Origin of the sequence: Afifella sp. H1R, from assembly GCF_021462425.1 — a bacterium.
Classification (GTDB): Bacteria; Pseudomonadota; Alphaproteobacteria; order Rhizobiales; family Afifellaceae; genus Afifella; species Afifella aestuarii.
The window spans coordinates 2,424,381-2,440,883 of the sequence record NZ_JAKEDY010000001.1 but is presented as its reverse complement, the minus strand read 5'-3'; the positions used below and the strand labels follow the sequence as shown (position 1 = coordinate 2,440,883).

The 16,503-nt window shown below is 64.9% G+C and carries 17 protein-coding genes; 7 read left to right on the top strand and 10 right to left on the bottom strand.

Annotated elements, in window-relative coordinates; translation table 11 throughout:
* Positions 1-72: 72 nt before the first annotated feature.
* Positions 73-723, bottom strand: coding sequence for a 5'-methylthioadenosine/S-adenosylhomocysteine nucleosidase (locus tag L0F51_RS11530; protein WP_234629417.1), 651 nt, complete (start codon positions 721-723; stop codon positions 73-75).
* 148 nt (positions 724-871) lie between these two features.
* Here L0F51_RS11530 and L0F51_RS11525 point away from each other — a divergent pair, with 148 nt between their 5' ends.
* On the top strand, positions 872-3,046 hold the full coding sequence (locus L0F51_RS11525) for a malate synthase G (RefSeq protein ID WP_234629261.1): 2,175 nt from the start codon (positions 872-874) through the stop codon (positions 3,044-3,046).
* 162 nt (positions 3,047-3,208) lie between these two features.
* Complete coding sequence (locus L0F51_RS11520; RefSeq protein ID WP_234629260.1) at positions 3,209-3,742, top strand: MgtC/SapB family protein; 534 nt, start codon at positions 3,209-3,211, stop codon at positions 3,740-3,742.
* A 44-nt stretch (positions 3,743-3,786) separates the two neighbouring features.
* Here the strand turns inward: L0F51_RS11520 and L0F51_RS11515 are convergent, their stop codons facing one another.
* The 7 genes from L0F51_RS11515 to L0F51_RS11485 all read right to left on the bottom strand — a co-directional run bounded on the left by L0F51_RS11515 (position 3,787) and on the right by L0F51_RS11485 (position 11,400).
* On the bottom strand, positions 3,787-4,785 hold the full coding sequence (locus L0F51_RS11515) for an ABC transporter substrate-binding protein (RefSeq protein WP_234629259.1): 999 nt from the start codon (positions 4,783-4,785) through the stop codon (positions 3,787-3,789).
* A gap of 32 nt (positions 4,786-4,817) precedes the next feature.
* Positions 4,818-5,960 (bottom strand): ABC transporter permease, encoded by a 1,143-nt coding sequence (locus L0F51_RS11510; RefSeq protein WP_234629258.1) that lies wholly within the window; start codon positions 5,958-5,960, stop codon positions 4,818-4,820.
* Entirely contained in the window at positions 5,957-6,889 is a 933-nt protein-coding gene (locus tag L0F51_RS11505; RefSeq protein WP_234629257.1) for an ABC transporter permease, read from the bottom strand. Before L0F51_RS11505 ends, L0F51_RS11510 begins: the two co-directional genes overlap by 4 nt.
* A 195-nt stretch (positions 6,890-7,084) precedes the next feature.
* On the bottom strand, positions 7,085-7,933 hold the full coding sequence (locus tag L0F51_RS11500) for an ABC transporter ATP-binding protein (protein ID WP_234629256.1): 849 nt from the start codon (positions 7,931-7,933) through the stop codon (positions 7,085-7,087).
* 59 nt (positions 7,934-7,992) lie between these two features.
* Complete coding sequence (gene hydA, locus L0F51_RS11495; RefSeq protein WP_234629255.1) at positions 7,993-9,447, bottom strand: dihydropyrimidinase; 1,455 nt, start codon at positions 9,445-9,447, stop codon at positions 7,993-7,995.
* 184 nt (positions 9,448-9,631) lie between these two features.
* The gene (locus L0F51_RS11490) at positions 9,632-10,084 is read right to left on the bottom strand and encodes an endonuclease domain-containing protein (RefSeq protein WP_234629254.1); all 453 of its coding nucleotides are present in this window, start codon (positions 10,082-10,084) and stop codon (positions 9,632-9,634) included.
* Positions 10,085-10,131: 47 nt separating this feature from the next.
* Positions 10,132-11,400: a Zn-dependent hydrolase gene (locus L0F51_RS11485; RefSeq protein WP_370642355.1), complete on the bottom strand. Its 1,269-nt coding sequence runs from the start codon at positions 11,398-11,400 to the stop codon at positions 10,132-10,134.
* A 120-nt stretch (positions 11,401-11,520) separates the two neighbouring features.
* Here L0F51_RS11485 and rutR point away from each other — a divergent pair, with 120 nt between their 5' ends.
* The 5 genes from rutR (at position 11,521) to L0F51_RS11460 (ending at position 15,961) form a co-directional block, all read left to right on the top strand.
* Complete coding sequence (rutR, locus tag L0F51_RS11480; RefSeq protein WP_234629253.1) at positions 11,521-12,150, top strand: HTH-type transcriptional regulator RutR; 630 nt, start codon at positions 11,521-11,523, stop codon at positions 12,148-12,150.
* A gap of 133 nt (positions 12,151-12,283) precedes the next feature.
* A complete protein-coding gene (locus L0F51_RS11475; protein ID WP_234629252.1) occupies positions 12,284-12,802 on the top strand; it encodes a fasciclin domain-containing protein in 519 nt (172 codons plus the stop codon).
* Positions 12,803-12,918: 116 nt separating this feature from the next.
* Positions 12,919-14,034: a type III polyketide synthase gene (locus L0F51_RS11470; RefSeq protein WP_234629251.1), complete on the top strand. Its 1,116-nt coding sequence runs from the start codon at positions 12,919-12,921 to the stop codon at positions 14,032-14,034.
* The gene (locus L0F51_RS11465) at positions 14,031-14,747 is read left to right on the top strand and encodes a methyltransferase domain-containing protein (protein WP_234629250.1); all 717 of its coding nucleotides are present in this window, start codon (positions 14,031-14,033) and stop codon (positions 14,745-14,747) included. The genes L0F51_RS11470 and L0F51_RS11465 overlap by 4 nt, the downstream gene beginning before the upstream one ends.
* Complete coding sequence (locus L0F51_RS11460; RefSeq protein WP_234629249.1) at positions 14,744-15,961, top strand: NAD(P)/FAD-dependent oxidoreductase; 1,218 nt, start codon at positions 14,744-14,746, stop codon at positions 15,959-15,961. The genes L0F51_RS11465 and L0F51_RS11460 overlap by 4 nt, the downstream gene beginning before the upstream one ends.
* A gap of 6 nt (positions 15,962-15,967) precedes the next feature.
* On the opposite strand, the gene L0F51_RS11455 is transcribed toward L0F51_RS11460, so the two are convergent.
* Both L0F51_RS11455 and L0F51_RS20170 read right to left on the bottom strand, forming a co-directional pair.
* Entirely contained in the window at positions 15,968-16,162 is a 195-nt protein-coding gene (locus L0F51_RS11455; RefSeq protein WP_234629248.1) for a type II toxin-antitoxin system HicA family toxin, read from the bottom strand.
* A 36-nt stretch (positions 16,163-16,198) separates the two neighbouring features.
* Positions 16,199-16,450 (bottom strand): DUF1902 domain-containing protein, encoded by a 252-nt coding sequence (locus L0F51_RS20170; RefSeq protein WP_370642354.1) that lies wholly within the window; start codon positions 16,448-16,450, stop codon positions 16,199-16,201.
* Positions 16,451-16,503: the final 53 nt, after the last annotated feature.

The following is a 16,503-nucleotide window of genomic DNA, read 5'->3' as shown; positions in this document are numbered from 1 at the left end:
GTCAGGCGAGCATAAGGGGCGCCTTTATGGCGGTAAAGCGGCTCCTGCCGAAACCCCGCGTACGGCGGGCTCTCAGCGCGCCGCCGTGCGATGTGGCAGTTGCGTCCAGTAGGCGCGATCCATGGCGGCGATGGCGCCCTCCAGCCGGTCGATCACCTTTGCGAGAGACTCGTCGACGGCCTCCAGATAGTCGGCCCAGTCGCGGAAATGGCGGAGGTCCGCCTTGCCGTCGCTGATGCCTTTGAGGGCGATCGTCGGCAGGTCGAAGGCATGGCCGGCGCGCATCACCGCAAAGCCTTCCATGTCGACCATGTCCGCATCGATGAGATCATAGGCGGCGCCGGAGACGATGTTGGAGCCGGTCGAGAGCCTTGCGGCGGCGACGTCGCCGATCTGCTGCGGGATTTCGATTTCCGCCGGAAGATCGAGGAAGGGCGTGCGCCCCTTCTCGAAGCCGAGAGGCGAGGCATCCATATCGCGGAAGCTGATGTGGCTCGCCTGGTAGACCGCGCCCTGCTCGAGTGCCCTGGAGCCGGCACTGCCGATGGAGACGAGGAGATCCGGGCGTTCCTCGGGCTTCGTTCGGGCGAGGAAGGCCGTGGTGCTGATGGCCGCTTCCACCGGGCCGACGCCGGTGATCAGGGGGTGAATGCGCGCCCGCAGCTCGCTGCGATATTCCTGCTCGGTCGCCATGATGAAGAGGAGGCCGAAGCCTCCGACCATTTCGATTTTCGGCTCTGACACTTTCGAACCCCGCCTCTCAGCCTTTCCGCCAGTTTGACAGAATGGAAAATTCCTTAGATCACACGGCAACAACACCATGCTCCGGACGTTGGCAAGCGACCGGAGGGCGAGAACAGGGGGATGCGTCATGAGTGACCGTGTCGAGGCCGGGGGACTGAAGGTTGCCCGCCCGCTTTATGATTTCATCAACAACGAGGCTCTGGCCGGCACAGGCATCGCGCCGGAGACATTCTGGGATTCCTTCGCGGCGATCGTGCGCGATCTCACCCCGAAGAACCGCGCACTCCTGGCCGAGCGTGAGCGGCTGCAGGCGCGCATCGACGACTGGCACCGCCAGCGTCGCGGCAAGGGCACCTCAGCGGCGGAATATACCGCCTTCCTACGCGAGCTCGGCTATCTGCAGCCGGAGCGCGGCGAGGTCACCGTCGAGACCGACAATGTCGATCGCGAAATTACCACCATCGCGGGCCCGCAGCTCGTCGTTCCGGTGATGAATGCGCGCTATGCGCTCAACGCCGCCAATGCACGCTGGGGCTCGCTCTATGACGCGCTTTACGGCACCGACGCGATCTCCGAAGACGACGGGGCGGAGATCGGCGGCGGCTACAATCCGAAGCGCGGCGAGAAGGTGATCGCCTATGCCCGCGGCTTCCTCGATGAATGTTTCCCGCTCGACGGCGACAGCTGGCGCAACGCGAAGGGGCTGTCCGTGCAGGACCAGGCGCTCGCCGTCTGGGTCGAGGAGGGGCGTTCCGTCCGTCTCAAAGCGCCGGAGCAGTTTGCAGGCTTCCGCGGCGAGGCGGGTTCGCCCTCGGCCGTCCTTCTTGCGAACCACCATCTGCACGCAGAGATCGTCATCAACCGCGATCACCCGATCGGCGGCACCGATCAGGCCGGCATCGCCGACGTGATCCTGGAATCGGCCGTCACCACCATCCAGGATTGCGAGGATTCGGTCGCCGCGGTCGACGGCGAGGACAAGACGCTCGTCTATCGCAACTGGCTCGGCCTGATGAAGGGCGATCTCACCGCCTCCTTCCAAAAGGGCGGCGAGACGAAGACCCGCGCGCTCAACGAGGACCGGCGTTATACCGCGCCCGACGGATCGGAGCTTGTCCTCCCCGGCCGTTCCTTGATGCTCGTGCGCAATTCCGGGCATCTGATGACGACGTCCGCGGTGCTCGACGAGAACGGCGACGAGGTCTTCGAAGGCATGCTCGACGCCATGTGCACGAGCCTGATCGCGCTGCACGACATCGGGCCGAACGGGCGTCGCGGCAACAGCCGCACGGGCTCGGTCTACATCGTCAAGCCGAAGATGCACGGCCCCTTCGAGGTCGCCTTCTCCGACACGCTCTTCGGGCGTGTGGAGGATGCGCTCGGCCTGCCGCGCAACACCTTGAAGATGGGCATCATGGACGAGGAGCGGCGCACCACCGTCAACCTCAAGGAATGCATCCGCGCCGCGAAGAACCGCGTCGTCTTCATCAATACCGGCTTTCTCGACCGCACCGGCGACGAGATCCACACCTCGATGGAAGCCGGCCCGATGATCCGCAAGGGCGACATGAAGGGCTCTGCCTGGATCCGCGCCTACGAGGATTGGAACGTCGATGTGGGCCTTGCCTGCGGGCTTCGGGGCCGCGCGCAGATCGGCAAGGGCATGTGGGCGATGCCGGACAAGATGGCGGCGATGCTGGAGCAGAAGATCGGCCATCCGCAAGCCGGCGCCGACACGGCCTGGGTGCCGTCGCCGACGGCGGCGACGCTGCATGCGATCCACTACCACAAGGTCGATGTGCTCGAGCGCCAGGCGGAATTGAAGAGCCGCGAGAAAGCGAGCCTCGACGACATCCTCACCATTCCGGTGGCGGAGAGCCCGAACTGGACGGACGAAGAGATCCAGGCCGAGCTCGACAACAACGCGCAGGGCATTCTGGGCTATGTCGTGCGCTGGATCGACCAGGGCGTCGGCTGCTCGAAAGTGCCGGACATCAACGATGTCGGGCTGATGGAAGACCGAGCGACCCTGCGCATCTCGTCTCAGCATATGGCGAACTGGCTTCACCATGGCGTGGTCAGCGAAGCGCAGATCGTGGAGACGCTGGAGCGCATGGCGAAGGTCGTCGATCGTCAGAACGAGGGCGATCCGAGCTACCGGCCGATGGCGCCGAATTACGACGACAGCGTCGCCTTCCAGGCGGCCAAGGATCTGGTGCTCAAGGGCCGGGTGCAGCCTTCAGGCTATACCGAGCCCATCCTCTATCGCCGGCGCATCGAGGCGAAGGCGAAGCACGGCTGAGCCCGCTGCGGCCGATTTGTGGCAAATCGACGAGTGAGGAGACGGCAGGCCCCAGCGCCTGCCGTTTTCGTTTCGGGCGCTCTGCTTCGGTTGGAATGCGACGCAACCGGAGGGCAAGACATGTGTTCGCTCCCTGTCTGAGGAACGGCGAGGAGGAGCGGCATGGAGGAACTGAGCCTGGCCCTGAACGGTCTGTTCGAGACCACGACGACGCCTGTCGCGGTCATCGCGGCACGGCTCATTCTGGCGGCCGTGCTCGGGGCGATTCTCGGTCTCGAACGCGAGTGGCAGGCAAAGCCCGCGGGTCTGCGCACGCATATGGTGACGGCGCTCGCGGCCGCGACGTTTGCGGTTTTGACGCTCGAGATCGTCGCGCTTTACGAGGGCGCCGGGGACAATGTGCGCTCAGACCCGATCCGGCTCATCGATTCCATCACGGCGGGCGTCGCCTTTCTTGCCGCCGGTGTGATTTTGCATTCGCGCGGCCGGGTCGAAGGGCTGACGACGGGCGCGGGCATGTGGCTGTCGGGGGCGATCGGCGCCGCGGCCGGCCTCGGTTACGGCATCATCGCCATGCTTGGGGCCGGGATCGGGCTTTTCATCATCCTGGCGCTCAGGATCGTCTCCGCGAAAGTGCCGGGCGATGAGGGTGATGGGGACAGCCGTGCCGGCGGGGAAGAAAAAAGGGAGGCCTGAGCCTCCCTTTCATTGTCATGCGCGCGATGTGACGTGAGCCCGGCTCACATCTCCTTCATCTTGTCGGTGACGGCTGTCGTGTAGGCGCCTTCCGGCTCCTTGGTGATGACCGGGTCGGAACCACCTTCGAGCAGCGTCTTCACGGTGCGGTCGTAATCTTCGACATTGAGGGTGCCGTCGGAGCCTTCGGTCAGCTTGTTGATTTCGCGCATCATGCGCTTCTGGTGCTTTTCGGTCTGGGCGCCGGTGTCGTCGTTGTCGAGCACGATCTCGGCCGCCTCGTCCGGGTGCTCGCGGGCATAGTCCCAGCCCTTCATGGAGGCCTTCACGAAGCGGGCCATCTTGTCGACGAATTCGGGATCCTGAAGGTTCTCCTCCATGACGTAGAGGCCGTCTTCGAGGGTCGCCACGCCCTGATCTTCGTATTTGAAGACGACGAGCTCATCTTCCGGGATGCCGGCGTCGATCACCTGCCAGTATTCGTTGTAGGTCATCGTGGAGATGCAATCGGCCTGCTTCTGGATGAGCGGGTCGACGTTGAAGCCCTGCTTGATGACGGTGACGCCGTCCTCGCCGCCCGTCGTCGGGATGTCGAGATGGCTCATCCACGACAGGAACGGATATTCGTTGCCGAAGAACCAGACACCGAGCGTCTTGCCTTTGAAATCCTCCGGCTTGGTGATGCCGGTCTCTTTGAGGCAGGTGAGCTCCATGCCGGATTTGGCGAAGGGCTGGGCGATGTTGACGAGGGGGACGCCGCGCTCGCGGGCCGCAAGGGCGGCGGGCATCCAGTCGACGATGACATCGGCGCCACCGCCGGCGATCACCTGTTCCGGCGCGATGTCGGGGCCGCCCGGCTTGATTTCGACATCAAGGCCGGCCTCTTCGTAAAAGCCCTTGTCCTGGGCCACGTAATAGCCGCCGAACTGGGCCTGGGTGACCCATTTGAGCTGCAGGACGACATTGTCGTCCGCAGCCGCGGGACCGGCGGCGACGGCGGACATGCCGACGGCCAGTCCGAGAGCTGCCAAAACTCGCTTCATACCATTCTCCCTCTCTTTTTGGGGCCGCCGCCCTAATGTCGGTAGGACGGATGCCAGAATGTCAGCGCCCGCTCGATCATGGCGACGAGGCCGTAAAAGAGCGATCCGGCGATCGCCGCGACGGTAATCTCCGCCCAGACCATGTCGATGTTCATGCGCCCGACTTCGGTCGAAATGCGGAACCCCATGCCGACGATCGGCGTGCCAAAAAACTCTGCAACAATCGCGCCAATGAGGGCGAGGGTGGAGTTGATCTTGAGGGCGTTGAAGATGAAGGGCAGCGCCGCCGGCAGGCGCAGTTTGATGAGCGACTGGGTGTGGGTCGCCGCATAGGTGCGCATGAGGTCGCGCTCCATGGCGCCGGCGGCATTGAGGCCCGAAACCGTGTTCACCAGCATCGGAAAGAAGGTCATGACGACGACGACGGCCGCCTTCGACGGCCAGTCGAAGCCGAACCACATCACCATGATCGGGGCGATGCCGACGATCGGAAGCGCCGAGACGAGGTTGCCGACGGGCAGGAGCCCGCGCTTCAGGAAGGGCACGCGGTCGACGAGAAGGGCAAGGAGAAAGCCGGCGCCGCAGCCCATCGCATAGCCGGCAATGACCGCCTTCAGAAACGTCTGCCTGAAATCGGCCCAGAGCGTGGGAAGCGAGGAGGCGAAGGTGACGGCAATCGCGCTCGGCGGCGGCAACAGCACAGGCGGCACGCCGAAGCCGCGCACCAGGCATTCCCACAAGATCAGGAGCCAAAGGCCGAAGACGACGGGTACGGCGAGCGAGAAGGCGCGGCGCAGAGGCGTCGGCCGCCCCTCCGTCAGGCGTGCGAGATCGCGCATCACCTGCACGGTGAGAAGGGCGGCTGCGGCAAGGGTCGCCCAAAAGCCGAGCCCCGCCCGGCCTTCGATGGCGGACAGGAAAAAGAGAAGCAGGGTGAAGGCCGCCGTCGCGATGACGGCATTGAGGAGAAGGCGCAAGCCGACGATGCGGGGCCAGCCGGCCATCGGCACGACGAGGAGGAGGGCGCCGAGGAGAAGCGACGAACCGGCGACGCGCGACCCGCCTTCGGCCACCGGAAACGGCAGCGCGACGATGGCGAGGATCGCCGCGAGGAGGGTGAGAAGAAATGCGCCCTGGCTTTGCGGCCGCTCGGCGGTGACGTGTGCTGCGCTCACGCTTTCACCCCCATGCGGCGCAGCACCATGCGATCGGCGATGCCGACGATGGTGACGAGGATCGCCGCCATGAAGGCCGCGACGAGGAGGGCCGACCAGATCTGCACCGTCTGGCCGTAATAGGAGCCGGAGAGAAGGCGCGCGCCGAGCCCGGCGCGGGCGCCCGTCGGCATCTCGCCGACGATCGCGCCGACCAGCGAAATGGCGATCGCGACCTTGAGGCTCGCAAACAGGAACGGCATCGCGGCCGGCAGGCGCAGCTTCGCCATCGTCTGTGCCGGGCTCGCCGAATAAGTGCGCATCAGATCGAGCAGCATCGGGTCGGGCGATCGCAGCCCCTTCACCATGCCGACGGCGACGGGGAAGAAGGCGAGATAGGCGGAGACCGTCCCTTTCGCCCAGATCGGCGGGACGTCGAGCGATCCAAGCACGACGACGATCATCGGCGCGATCGCCAGGATCGGGATCGTTTGCGAGGTGATGATCCAGGGCATGAGGCTCTTGTCGAGGGTGCGCGAGGAGACGATGCCGATCGCCAGCACGATGCCGAGAAGCGTGCCGATGCCGAAGCCGGTGAGGGTCGAAGAGAGTGTCACCCAGCCATGGTAGATGAGGCTGCGCTTCGAGGACGGCTTCACCTCGACGGTCGTCTTCCAGATCTCTGCGGCGACCTGGTGCGGGGCAGGCAGGACGGGGCGCTCCTGGGCGTAGGTGGCGGCGGCGAAATCGATGAAATTGCGTTCGATGCCGGCACGGCGGTCACGGTCGATCTGCTGCGGGGCGTTGAGATAGATCGCGCCCGCATACCAGACGAGAATCAGCGCCGCGACGACCACGAGAACCGGGCCCGTCTGGCCAGCGAAGATGCGCTGAACCCACACGCGCGGCGCATAACCGACCCCGCCACCGGGCTCCGCGATCTCACTCATGGGCGGGGCTCTCCGACTGGGCTTTCGGGCGGACAAGCGGCCGCCTTCAGGTCTTCGTTCGACCCCCACCCCTGTCCCCTCCCCACAAGGGGGAGGGGGACGCCAATTGCGTCGCCGCCGCCCCGCTGTTTCAGGCCGGCTTGTGAGCGCAAAAACGCCCCAGTCGGATCGATCTCAAGGTCGCGCTCCGACATCTCAGTCCTCATAGGAATGGCCGGCGCGGAGGCCTTCGCGGACGCGGTGGGCGATTGCCAGGAATTCCGGCGTTTCGCGGATGTCGAGGCCGCGGTCGCGGGGGAGGCCGCAATCGATGACGTCGTAGATGCGGCCCGGGCGCGGCGACATGACGACGATCTTCGAGGACAGGAAGACCGCTTCGGGGATCGAATGGGTGACGAAGACGATGGTCTTGTTGGTCTTGGCCCAGAGCTGCAGGAGCTGTTCGTTGAGGTGGTCGCGGACGATCTCGTCGAGGGCGCCGAAAGGCTCATCCATGAGGAGAAGATCCGGCTCCACGGCGAGCGCGCGGGCGATGGAGGCGCGCTGCTGCATGCCGCCGGAAAGCTGCCAGGGGAATTTGCGCTCAAACCCCGCGAGGTTGACGAGATCGAGGTTCTTTTTGACCCGCTTCTGCTGTTCCGCCTTCGGCAGACCCATGATTTCGAGCGGCAGAGCGACGTTCTTGGCGATGGTGCGCCAGGGATAAAGCGCCGCCGCCTGAAAGACATAGCCGTAGGAGCGCTCGCGCCGCGCCGCATCGGGCGAGACGCCGTTGACGGTGATCTCACCCGACGTCGGCTGTTCGAGATCGGCGATGACGCGCAGCAAGGTGGTCTTGCCGCAACCGGACGGGCCGATCAGCGAGACGAATTCGCCGCGATGGATCGCAAGATCGATGTCGGCAAGCGCCTGGACGGGGCCGTCGGCCGTCTGAAAGGTCAGCGACAGGTCGGACGCGGCGATGACCGCGCCGGTATGCGCCGGTTTCGGGGGCGCCGATTTGGGGGGCGCGGCCGTTGCGGGTGTGGTGTCAGCTTCGACCATGGGCCTCTAGGCTCCCGAAGGCGTTGATGGGATGAAAGAGGCGTTGTGCATGTGGCTCCTCAAACACCAGCCGGAATGCCGGCGCGCTCCACGCGGCGCGGGGCCGTGAGCTCTTTCCATGTCGACAGCGCTTTCGCAACCGGCGGATTGGCCGGGCGCTCCACGAAGCGGCCATCGCCGGTGCCGGCCTTCACCTCGCCCTCCTCATAGGCGACGCGGCCGCGCGACAGGGTCATCCGCGGCAGGCCATGCACGGGCATGCCTTCGAAGACCGTGTAGTCGATCGCCGATTTCTGGCTCCCTGCGGTGATCGTCTTCGTCGCCTCGGGATCCCAGATGATGATGTCGGCATCCGCGCCTTCGACGATCGCGCCCTTCCGCGGATAGATGTTGAGGATCTTGGCGATGTTGGTGGAGGTGGCGGCGACGAATTCGTTCATCGTCAGCCGGCCCGTCCGGACGCCATAGGTCCACAGAAGCGGCAGGCGCTCCTCGATGCCGCCGGTGCCGTTCGGGATTTTTGTGAAATCGCCGAGCCCCATGCGCTTCTGCTCCGTGGTGAAGGCGCAATGGTCGGTGGCGACGACCTGGAGAGAACCCGCGGCAAGCCCCGCCCAGAGCGAGTTCTGATGGTCCTTGCTGCGGAAGGGGGGCGACATCACCCGGCGGGCGGCATAGTCCCAATCGTCGTTCAAGTATTCCGTCTCGTCGAGGAGGAGATGCTGGATGAGCGGCTCGCCGAAGACGCGCATGCCCTTCTGGCGCGCCCGGCGGATCGCCTCATGCGTCTGCTCGCAGGAGACATGCACGATATAAAGCGGCACGCCCGCCTGGTCGGCGATCATGATGGCGCGGTTGGCGGCCTCACCCTCGACTTCCGGCGGGCGCGAAAAGCCGTGCGCTTCCGGCCCGTTGTTGCCTTCGGCGAGAAGCTTCTGCTGCAGGAAGGCGACGACATCGCCGTTTTCGGCATGGACGAGCGGCATCGCCCCGATCTCCGCGCAGCGGGAGAAGGAGGCGAACATCTCGTCGTCGTTCACCATCAAGGAGCCCTTGTAGGCCATGAAATGCTTGAAGGTGTTGATGCCCTGCGCGACGACCTTCGGCATCTCGTCGAAGACCTGCTTGTCCCACCAGGTGATGGCCATGTGGAAGGAATAGTCGGTGCGCGCTTTTCCAGCCTTCTGGTACCATTGCTGGAGCGCGTCGATGAGGCCCTGGTTCGGCGCGGGCAGACAGAAATCGACGGTCATCGTGGTGCCGCCGGCAAGCGCCGCGGCCGTGCCGGAATCGAAATCGTCGGTCGAATGCGTGCCCATGAAGGGCATTTCCATATGGGTGTGCGGGTCGATGCCGCCCGGCATCACGTAGCAGCCGGTCGCATCGATCACGTGATCGGCGTCGTGATTGAGATCGGGGCCGATCGCCACGATCTTGTCGTGCTGGATGAAGACGTCGGCCTTGTAGGTGCGGTCAGCGGTGACGACCGTGCCGCCCTTGATGATCTTGGTCATGGCGCTCTTGCTCCCCTAAACTCTTTTCCGGACTTGCACTCCGAAGACCCCCACCCTCATTCCCTCCCCACAAGGGGGAGGGATGACCACTCTGCCCCGCCCAGCTTCTGCAATCGAGGCTTTGTCTGTGGCTGGGGCTCTCCTTCGAGATCGGCGCTTCGCGCGGAACGCGGGATTTCTCTTCTCATGCAATCCCCAGCTCCCGCAGGATTTCCTCCACGCATCCGTCGAAGGCTTCATCGATCTCGGCGGTCGAAAAGCGCAGGATGCGATATCCTTGAGTTTTCAGCCACGCATCTCTCGTGCGATCTCTCGCAGCGGTTCTGCTGTGGAGATGATGGTGGCCATCCACTTCGATGACGAGCTTCTCGGAGTGAACGGCAAAATCGGCGACATACGGCCCTATCGGTGCCTGCCTTCGCACGTGAACCCCATGGAGCCGGCGAAGCTCGCGCAGCTCGTTCCATAGCTTCCTCTCGCCGAGCGTCAGGTCGCGCCGGAATGCGCGCGCCAGGCCGATCGTCCGAGGTTCGATCGTGGAGGGTGTCATCGGCATGACCCGACAAGCACGGCATATCCCCCTCCCCCTTGTGGGGAGGGGATAGGGGTGGGGGTCGAAGGAGACCGTACCGAACATCTCATCCGATCCTCCCTGAGCCCGAACGCTTCGGCAGTGAGTGCCGCTCAGCTCACAATCTCCGCCGTTTCGAGCACTGCGTGGAAGAGGACATTGGCGCCGGCCTCGGCCCATTCCTTGGAGATGTCTTCGTCTTCATTGTGCGACAGGCCGTCGACGCAGGGGCACATGACCATGGTGGCGGGGGCGACTTTTGCCGCCCAGCAGGCGTCGTGGCCGGCGCCCGACACGATGTCCATGTGGGCGTAACCGAGCGTCTCCGCGGCCTTGCGTACGGTGGCGACGAGCTCGGGCGTGAAGGTGACCGGATCGAAATGGCCAACCGCCTCCACCTCGCAGCCGACGCCGATCTCGGCGCAGATCGCGGCCGCCTCCTTCTCGATGCGGGCGCGCATGCCGTCGAGCTTCTCCTGATCGACGGTGCGGATATCGACGGTGAAGACGACCTTGCCGGGCAGGACGTTGCGCGAGTTCGGCTGGAACGTCACCTGGCCGACACCGCCGACGGCGTTCGGCTGGGCGTCCATCGCCACCTTCTGCACCATCTCGAAAATGCGGGCCATGGCGAGGCCGGCATTGACGCGCATCGCCATCGGCGTGGAGCCGGTATGGGCCTCCTTGCCGGTCAGCGTGAATTCGAGCCACCACAGGCCCTGGCAATGGGTGACGACGCCGATTTCCTTGTTCTCGGCTTCGAGGATCGGGCCCTGCTCGATATGCAATTCGTAATAGGCGTGCATTTTGCGCGCGCCGACTTTTTCGTCGCCCTTCCAGCCGATGCGGGCGAGCTCCTCGCCGAAGGTCTTGCCTTCGAGATCCTTGCGGCCATAGGCGTAATCGAGCGTGTGGACGCCGGCGAAAACGCCGGAGGCGAGCATCGCCGGGGCGAAGCGCGCACCTTCCTCGTTCGTCCAGTTAACGACGACGATCGGGTGCTTCGTCTTGATGTTGAGATCGTTGAGCGAGCGCACGGCCTCAAGCGCGCCGAGCACGCCCAGAACGCCGTCATAGCGGCCGCCGGTCGGCTGTGTATCGAGATGCGAGCCGACATAGACGGGCAGGGCGTCCGGGTCGGTGCCTTCGCGACGGGCGAACATCGTCCCCATCTCGTCGATGCCCATCGTGAGCCCGGCCTCGTCGCACCATGTCTTGAACAGGTGCCGGCCCTCGGCGTCGTCATCGGTCAAGGTCTGGCGGTTGTTGCCCCCGCGCAGGCCCGGTCCGATCTCGGCCATTTCGTGAATGGAATTCCAAAGCCGGTCGGCATTGATCCGCAGATTGGAGTCCACAGCATTCCCCCCTGTGGTTTCTGCCATGCGGGGCAGAAAACTTGACTAAATGGTCAAATCTCACGCTAGGTGGGGCTTAATTTACGGTCAAGGCGAAAAGCTGGACTGACTGCCTAGCAAGTAGGCATCCGTTCGGGCGGGGCAAAGATGCTGGATGATGCCATCTCCAAGAGGAAGAGAACGCGCATTCAGACCGTCAATCGCGAAGCCATTCTGCAGGCAGCGCTTTCCGTCTTTTCCGCCTATGGTTATCGTGGCGCCACGCTCGACGAGATCGCCGAAAAGGCCGGCATGTCGAAGCCCAATCTTCTTTATTACTTCCCGCGCAAGAAGAGCCTTTACGTGGCGGTGCTCGAAGAGACGCTGGCCCAATGGCTCGCCCCGCTTGCCGCGATGAAGGCCGACGGCGATCCGGCCGAAGAGCTGTCGCGCTATATCGACGCCAAGATCGCCATGTCGCGCGACAATCCGGCGGCGTCGCGGCTTTTTGCGAGCGAGATCCTGCAGGGCGGCGGTGCCATCATCGAATTCCTCCACGGGCCGTTGAAGGCGATCGTCGATGAAAAATCGCGCATCATCGCCGATTGGATCGCGGCCGGCCGCCTCCGTCCGGTCGATCCGCGCCATCTCATTTTCATGATCTGGGCGACGACCCAGCATTACGCCGATTTCGATGTCCAGGTGCGTGCGGTCCTCGTCTCCGACGACGAGACGCGTTTCGACACCGCGGCCGAGACCGTGCGGCGGGTGGTTCTCGAGGGCCTCCTGCCACGCTGACGGGGCGGCTGACCGGGGCACGCCTCACCTCCGCCTCCTTGTCGTCGTCAGAAAGACGCCTCGCGCAAATATGACTGCACCCGTCGAACGGGTTCCGGCCCGCGCCGTTGATCCCGCAACGAGGGAGGATATCGTGCGCAATCATCTGAAAATTCTCGCCGCTGCTGCTGTTGTCGGCCTCGGGCTTCAAAGTGCACCTGCGTTTGCCGCCGAGGCGGATTTGTGGAGCGCGATCGAAAACCGGCCGGAACTCTCCTCGCTGGCCGAGGCTGTCGAGACAGCCGGCCTCAAGGAAACGCTGCAGGGCGATGAGCCGCTGACGCTGCTCGCGCCGGACAATGTCGCCTTCGAGCAATTGCCGAGCGAGCTTGAAGAGATGCTGAAGAAGCCGGACGGCAAGGAGACGCTCGCCGCTCTCTTGCGCCACCATATCGTGGAAGCCGCGCTGCCGACGAAATCCTTCGACGGCGCGACGGAGGTCGAGACGCTCGATGGCTCCAAGCTGACCGTGACCTCGATCGGCGATCAGCTGATGGTCGGCGAGGCGCGCATCCGCAAGGCCGATATCGCGGCCAGCAACGGCCTGATCGACGTCATCGACAAGGTGCTGGTGCCCGAGAGGCTGATCGTGCCGGCCAGCGGTGCGGAATAGAAGCATTCCGAGCAGGTTGCCAAAAGGGATTTGGTTTCTTGGCGTCGTCGTGACGGTCGAAGTGGAAATTCGAGCGGCGTTTGCCTTTGTCATGTGCCGATGGGCGCTACTTAATCTTGCTGACAACAGCAATTCGCGTCGAGGGCATTTTGGCCGAAGCCTATATCAACCGCATTGCGACGGCGGTGCCCGCCAACGACGTGCACCGCTATTTCCTTGGCTTTGCCGCGGCGCAGCTGAAGGACGACCCGCGCCAGCGGGCGATCTTTTCGCGGATGGCCGACAAGGGCGGTATCGAGCACCGCTATTCCTGTGTGGCGCCGGCCGAGGACCCCGAAGGCATCAAGGTCGATGCGGGCGGTATTTTCCTGCGCGGTGCGTTTCCGGGAACGGCGCAGCGCATGGACCTTTACGAGAGCCATGCGCCGGACCTCGCGGAGATTGCCGTGGAGCGGCTCGATCTCGAAGAGGAGCGCGACCGCGTCACGCATCTCATCGTGACGAGCTGCACCGGTTTTTCCGCGCCCGGCATCGATCTCGAACTCGTCGCGCGCTGCGGCCTTGCCCAAACGGTGGAGCGCACGCTCGTCGGCTTCATGGGCTGCTACGCGGCGCTCAACGCGCTGAAACTCGCCCGCCACATCGTGCGCTCCGAACCGGAAGCGCGGGTGCTCGTCGTCAACATCGAGCTCTGCACCTTGCACTTGAAAGACACCGTCGACATGGAGGCGCTTCTTTCCTTCTGCCTCTGGGGCGACGGCTGCGCCGCCTCGCTCGTCTCGGCCGACCCGGTCGGCCTTCGGCTCGACAGTTTTCGCACGCTCCTTGCCGCCGACAGCCGCGAATTGATGACCTGGAACGTGCGTGACGACGGTTTCGACATGGTGCTTTCGGGCCGTGTCCCGGCGGTCATTCATGAATTGCTCGGGGGCCGTCAGCGAGAGGTTTTGGGCAACACGGCGGTCGAGGACATCGATCTCTGGGCGGTGCATCCGGGCGGACGCTCCGTGCTCGATGCGGTGCAGCGGGCGCTCGCTCTGGACGCGCATGCCCTCGACTGCTCGCGGGCGGTTCTACGCGACAACGGCAACATGTCCTCGGCGACCGTCATGTTCGTGCTGGAAAAGATGCTGGCGACGGCAAAGGCCGGCGAACGCGGCTGCGGTATGGCTTTCGGGCCGGGTCTGACGGCAGAGACGATGCGCTTTGAAGCCGTCGGACGGCAGCCATGAGCGGCCTGGCGTTTCGGCGGGTCGAGCCGGAGATCCTCGATCAGCTGTCGGAGCAGGATCCGCGGGCGGTCGGCTCTCGTCGCGACTTGAAGTGGATCAATGTGATCATGGCGCAGGCGCCGATCGCAGCGGGTCTTCTGCGCGCGAGCCTCGTGAAACCGCCCAAACGTATTCTGGAGATCGGCGCGGGCGACGGCACCTTTATGGTGAAGCTCGCGCGCCGGCTGGCGCCCCACTGGCGGGATGTCGACCTCGTTCTCCTCGACCGGCAGCATCTGTTGAGCGATGAGAGTTTCGCCGCCTTCGGCGCACTCGGCTGGAAGGTGCGGCCCGTTCAGGCCGACGTCTTCGACTATGTCGAGCGATCGGCAGACCGAGATTTCGATCTCGTCACCGCAAACCTCTTCCTGCATCATTTTGACGACGAAGAGCTCGGTCGTCTCTTTGCCCGAGTTGCGGAGATCGCGCCGGTCTTCGTCGCGACGGAGCCGCTCCGCGGGAAGCTGCCTCTCGTTACGGCGCACATGCTCTGGGCGATCGGCGCCAACGACGTCACGCGCCACGACGCGGTGGCGAGCGTGCGCGCCGGCTTTGCGGGCAGGGAGCTCTCGGCGCTCTGGCCGGCAGGCTTTCGCGGAAGGCTTCAGGAGGGGCGGCGGGGGCTCTTCACCCAGGCCTTCGTGGCGCGACGGAGCGAGGCGGCGGCCGCATGAGCTTCGATGCGATCATCCTCGGCGCCGGACCTGCGGGCTCCACCGCGGCGATCGTCCTTGCGCGTCGCGGCTTTCAGGTCGCGCTCGTCGAGAAGGCGGAATTTCCGCGCCGAAAGGTCTGCGGCGAGTTCGTCTCCGCAACCAGCCTTGCGGTGATCGACCGTCTGGGGCTCGGAAGCACATGGCGATCGCTCGCCGGGCCGGAGGTGCGGCGCGTCGCGCTGTTCTCTGGCGAACGCGTCGTGACGGCACGGATGCCGGCCGCGCATGGGGCAGGATTCGGGCGGGCGCTCGGTCGCGACGTGCTCGACGATCTTCTGGTGCAGGAGGCGTCGCGTGCCGGCGCCACACTCTTCCAGCCGTTCCGCGCCACCGGTGTGCGTCCGAGCGGGGACGAGAGCGCGGTGACGATCGCCTCGCGCGATGAGGAGGCGACCTTGTCGGCCCCGGTCGTCATCGCCGCCCATGGTTCCTGGGAGCCGGGCGGCCTGCCGAGCCAGCTTCAGAAGACCAACGCTCCATCCGATCTCCTCGGCTTCAAGGCGCACTTTTCGGGGGCGAGGCTGGAGCCGGACCTGATGCCGCTTCTTGTCTTTCCCGGCGGCTATGGCGGCATGGTGTGGGCGGATCGTGGCCGGCTTTCGCTGTCGCTCTGCATCCGCCGCGATGCGCTCGCAGCCCTTCGCAAGGAGGCCGGCGGTGGCTCGGCTTCGGATGCGGTGCACCGCCATCTCCTCGCCTCCTGTCGCGGCGTGCGCGCGGCGATCGGCGAGGCGCAACTTCAAGGTCAATGGCTTGCGGCCGGGCCGATCCGGCCCGGCATGCGCGCCCGCTACCGGGACGACGTCTTTCGCATCGGCAATGTGGCGGGGGAATCGCATCCGGTGATCGCGGAGGGGATTTCGATGGCGATGCAATCGGCCTGGCATCTCGCCGAAGAGCTTGAAGCGATCGATCCGGCGAGACGTGCCGAACGTGATGCGGCCGGCCGCCGCTATTCCCGCCGCTGGCGCGCCCAGTTCGGTGCACGCATCCTCGCCGCTTCCGCCATCGCCGGGCTTGCTCTGAGGCCGGCTGGCGCGCGGCTGATGGGAGGCGCGATCGAAGCGCTGCCCGCCCTCCTCACGCTCGGCGCGCGGCTTTCGGGGAAGACGAAGACGATCGCAGAAATGTCGAATGAGCGTGTCGGGGTGGGCCGGATGCGACTCAGCTGAGCCGCTCTACAGCTTTCGGGATATGCCAGCTTGCTTGAGTATCGCGTTCGCGGTGTGGCGCGAAGCTACGGTCACCGCCACGGTGAAATGCTGTTGTGAAAGCGGGCTGTACCAGACTTCATGGCTGCCTGTCCCCTGCCGTACGAAGCGACAGCCGTTGGCCCTGAGTATCTTTGCCAAATCTCGGTAGTAGTTTCCCATCGCCGTCGCCCCCGATCGCGATGAGCCAGAAGGATCTCACGCAGCAGCGGAAAGGGTGCTCCGAACGTGGGCTGTCAGATGATACTCGATCCCTGCGGGGGCGTCGGAATGATGCCCGTTTGCTCTCAGGAGTTGCGGTATGAGCGCCTCGATCTCCGCGACAAGTGTGTCAACACTGCGTGCCTCTACCACCAGTCCCGGCACGTCCTCGCTGACCGCGACCCACACCCTTGCCTCAGGGTCCCAGTCTGCCGTGATTTCGATCGAATGGGTTGAGCTTTCAGTCATCCGTCGATCCTCGCTCTTGGTTGCCCGAGAATATCACGACGATGCGGCGAGCG

What these genes read in the sequence shown, in the direction of transcription:
- L0F51_RS11530 (WP_234629417.1), bottom strand. Translation starts at nt 723, where the DNA reads ATGGTCGGAGGCTTCGGCCTCCTCTTCATCATGGCGACCGAGCAGGAA.
- L0F51_RS11525 (WP_234629261.1), top strand. Translation starts at nt 872, where the DNA reads ATGAGTGACCGTGTCGAGGCCGGGGGACTGAAGGTTGCCCGCCCGCTT.
- L0F51_RS11520 (WP_234629260.1), top strand. Translation starts at nt 3,209, where the DNA reads ATGGAGGAACTGAGCCTGGCCCTGAACGGTCTGTTCGAGACCACGACG.
- L0F51_RS11515 (WP_234629259.1), bottom strand. Translation starts at nt 4,785, where the DNA reads ATGAAGCGAGTTTTGGCAGCTCTCGGACTGGCCGTCGGCATGTCCGCC.
- L0F51_RS11505 (WP_234629257.1), bottom strand. Translation starts at nt 6,889, where the DNA reads ATGAGTGAGATCGCGGAGCCCGGTGGCGGGGTCGGTTATGCGCCGCGC.
- L0F51_RS11500 (WP_234629256.1), bottom strand. Translation starts at nt 7,933, where the DNA reads ATGGTCGAAGCTGACACCACACCCGCAACGGCCGCGCCCCCCAAATCG.
- hydA (WP_234629255.1), bottom strand. Translation starts at nt 9,447, where the DNA reads ATGACCAAGATCATCAAGGGCGGCACGGTCGTCACCGCTGACCGCACC.
- L0F51_RS11490 (WP_234629254.1), bottom strand. Translation starts at nt 10,084, where the DNA reads ATGTTCGGTACGGTCTCCTTCGACCCCCACCCCTATCCCCTCCCCACA.
- L0F51_RS11485 (WP_370642355.1), bottom strand. Translation starts at nt 11,400, where the DNA reads ATGGCAGAAACCACAGGGGGGAATGCTGTGGACTCCAATCTGCGGATC.
- rutR (WP_234629253.1), top strand. Translation starts at nt 11,521, where the DNA reads ATGCTGGATGATGCCATCTCCAAGAGGAAGAGAACGCGCATTCAGACC.
- L0F51_RS11465 (WP_234629250.1), top strand. Translation starts at nt 14,031, where the DNA reads ATGAGCGGCCTGGCGTTTCGGCGGGTCGAGCCGGAGATCCTCGATCAG.
- L0F51_RS11460 (WP_234629249.1), top strand. Translation starts at nt 14,744, where the DNA reads ATGAGCTTCGATGCGATCATCCTCGGCGCCGGACCTGCGGGCTCCACC.
- L0F51_RS11455 (WP_234629248.1), bottom strand. Translation starts at nt 16,162, where the DNA reads ATGGGAAACTACTACCGAGATTTGGCAAAGATACTCAGGGCCAACGGC.
- L0F51_RS20170 (WP_370642354.1), bottom strand. Translation starts at nt 16,450, where the DNA reads ATGACTGAAAGCTCAACCCATTCGATCGAAATCACGGCAGACTGGGAC.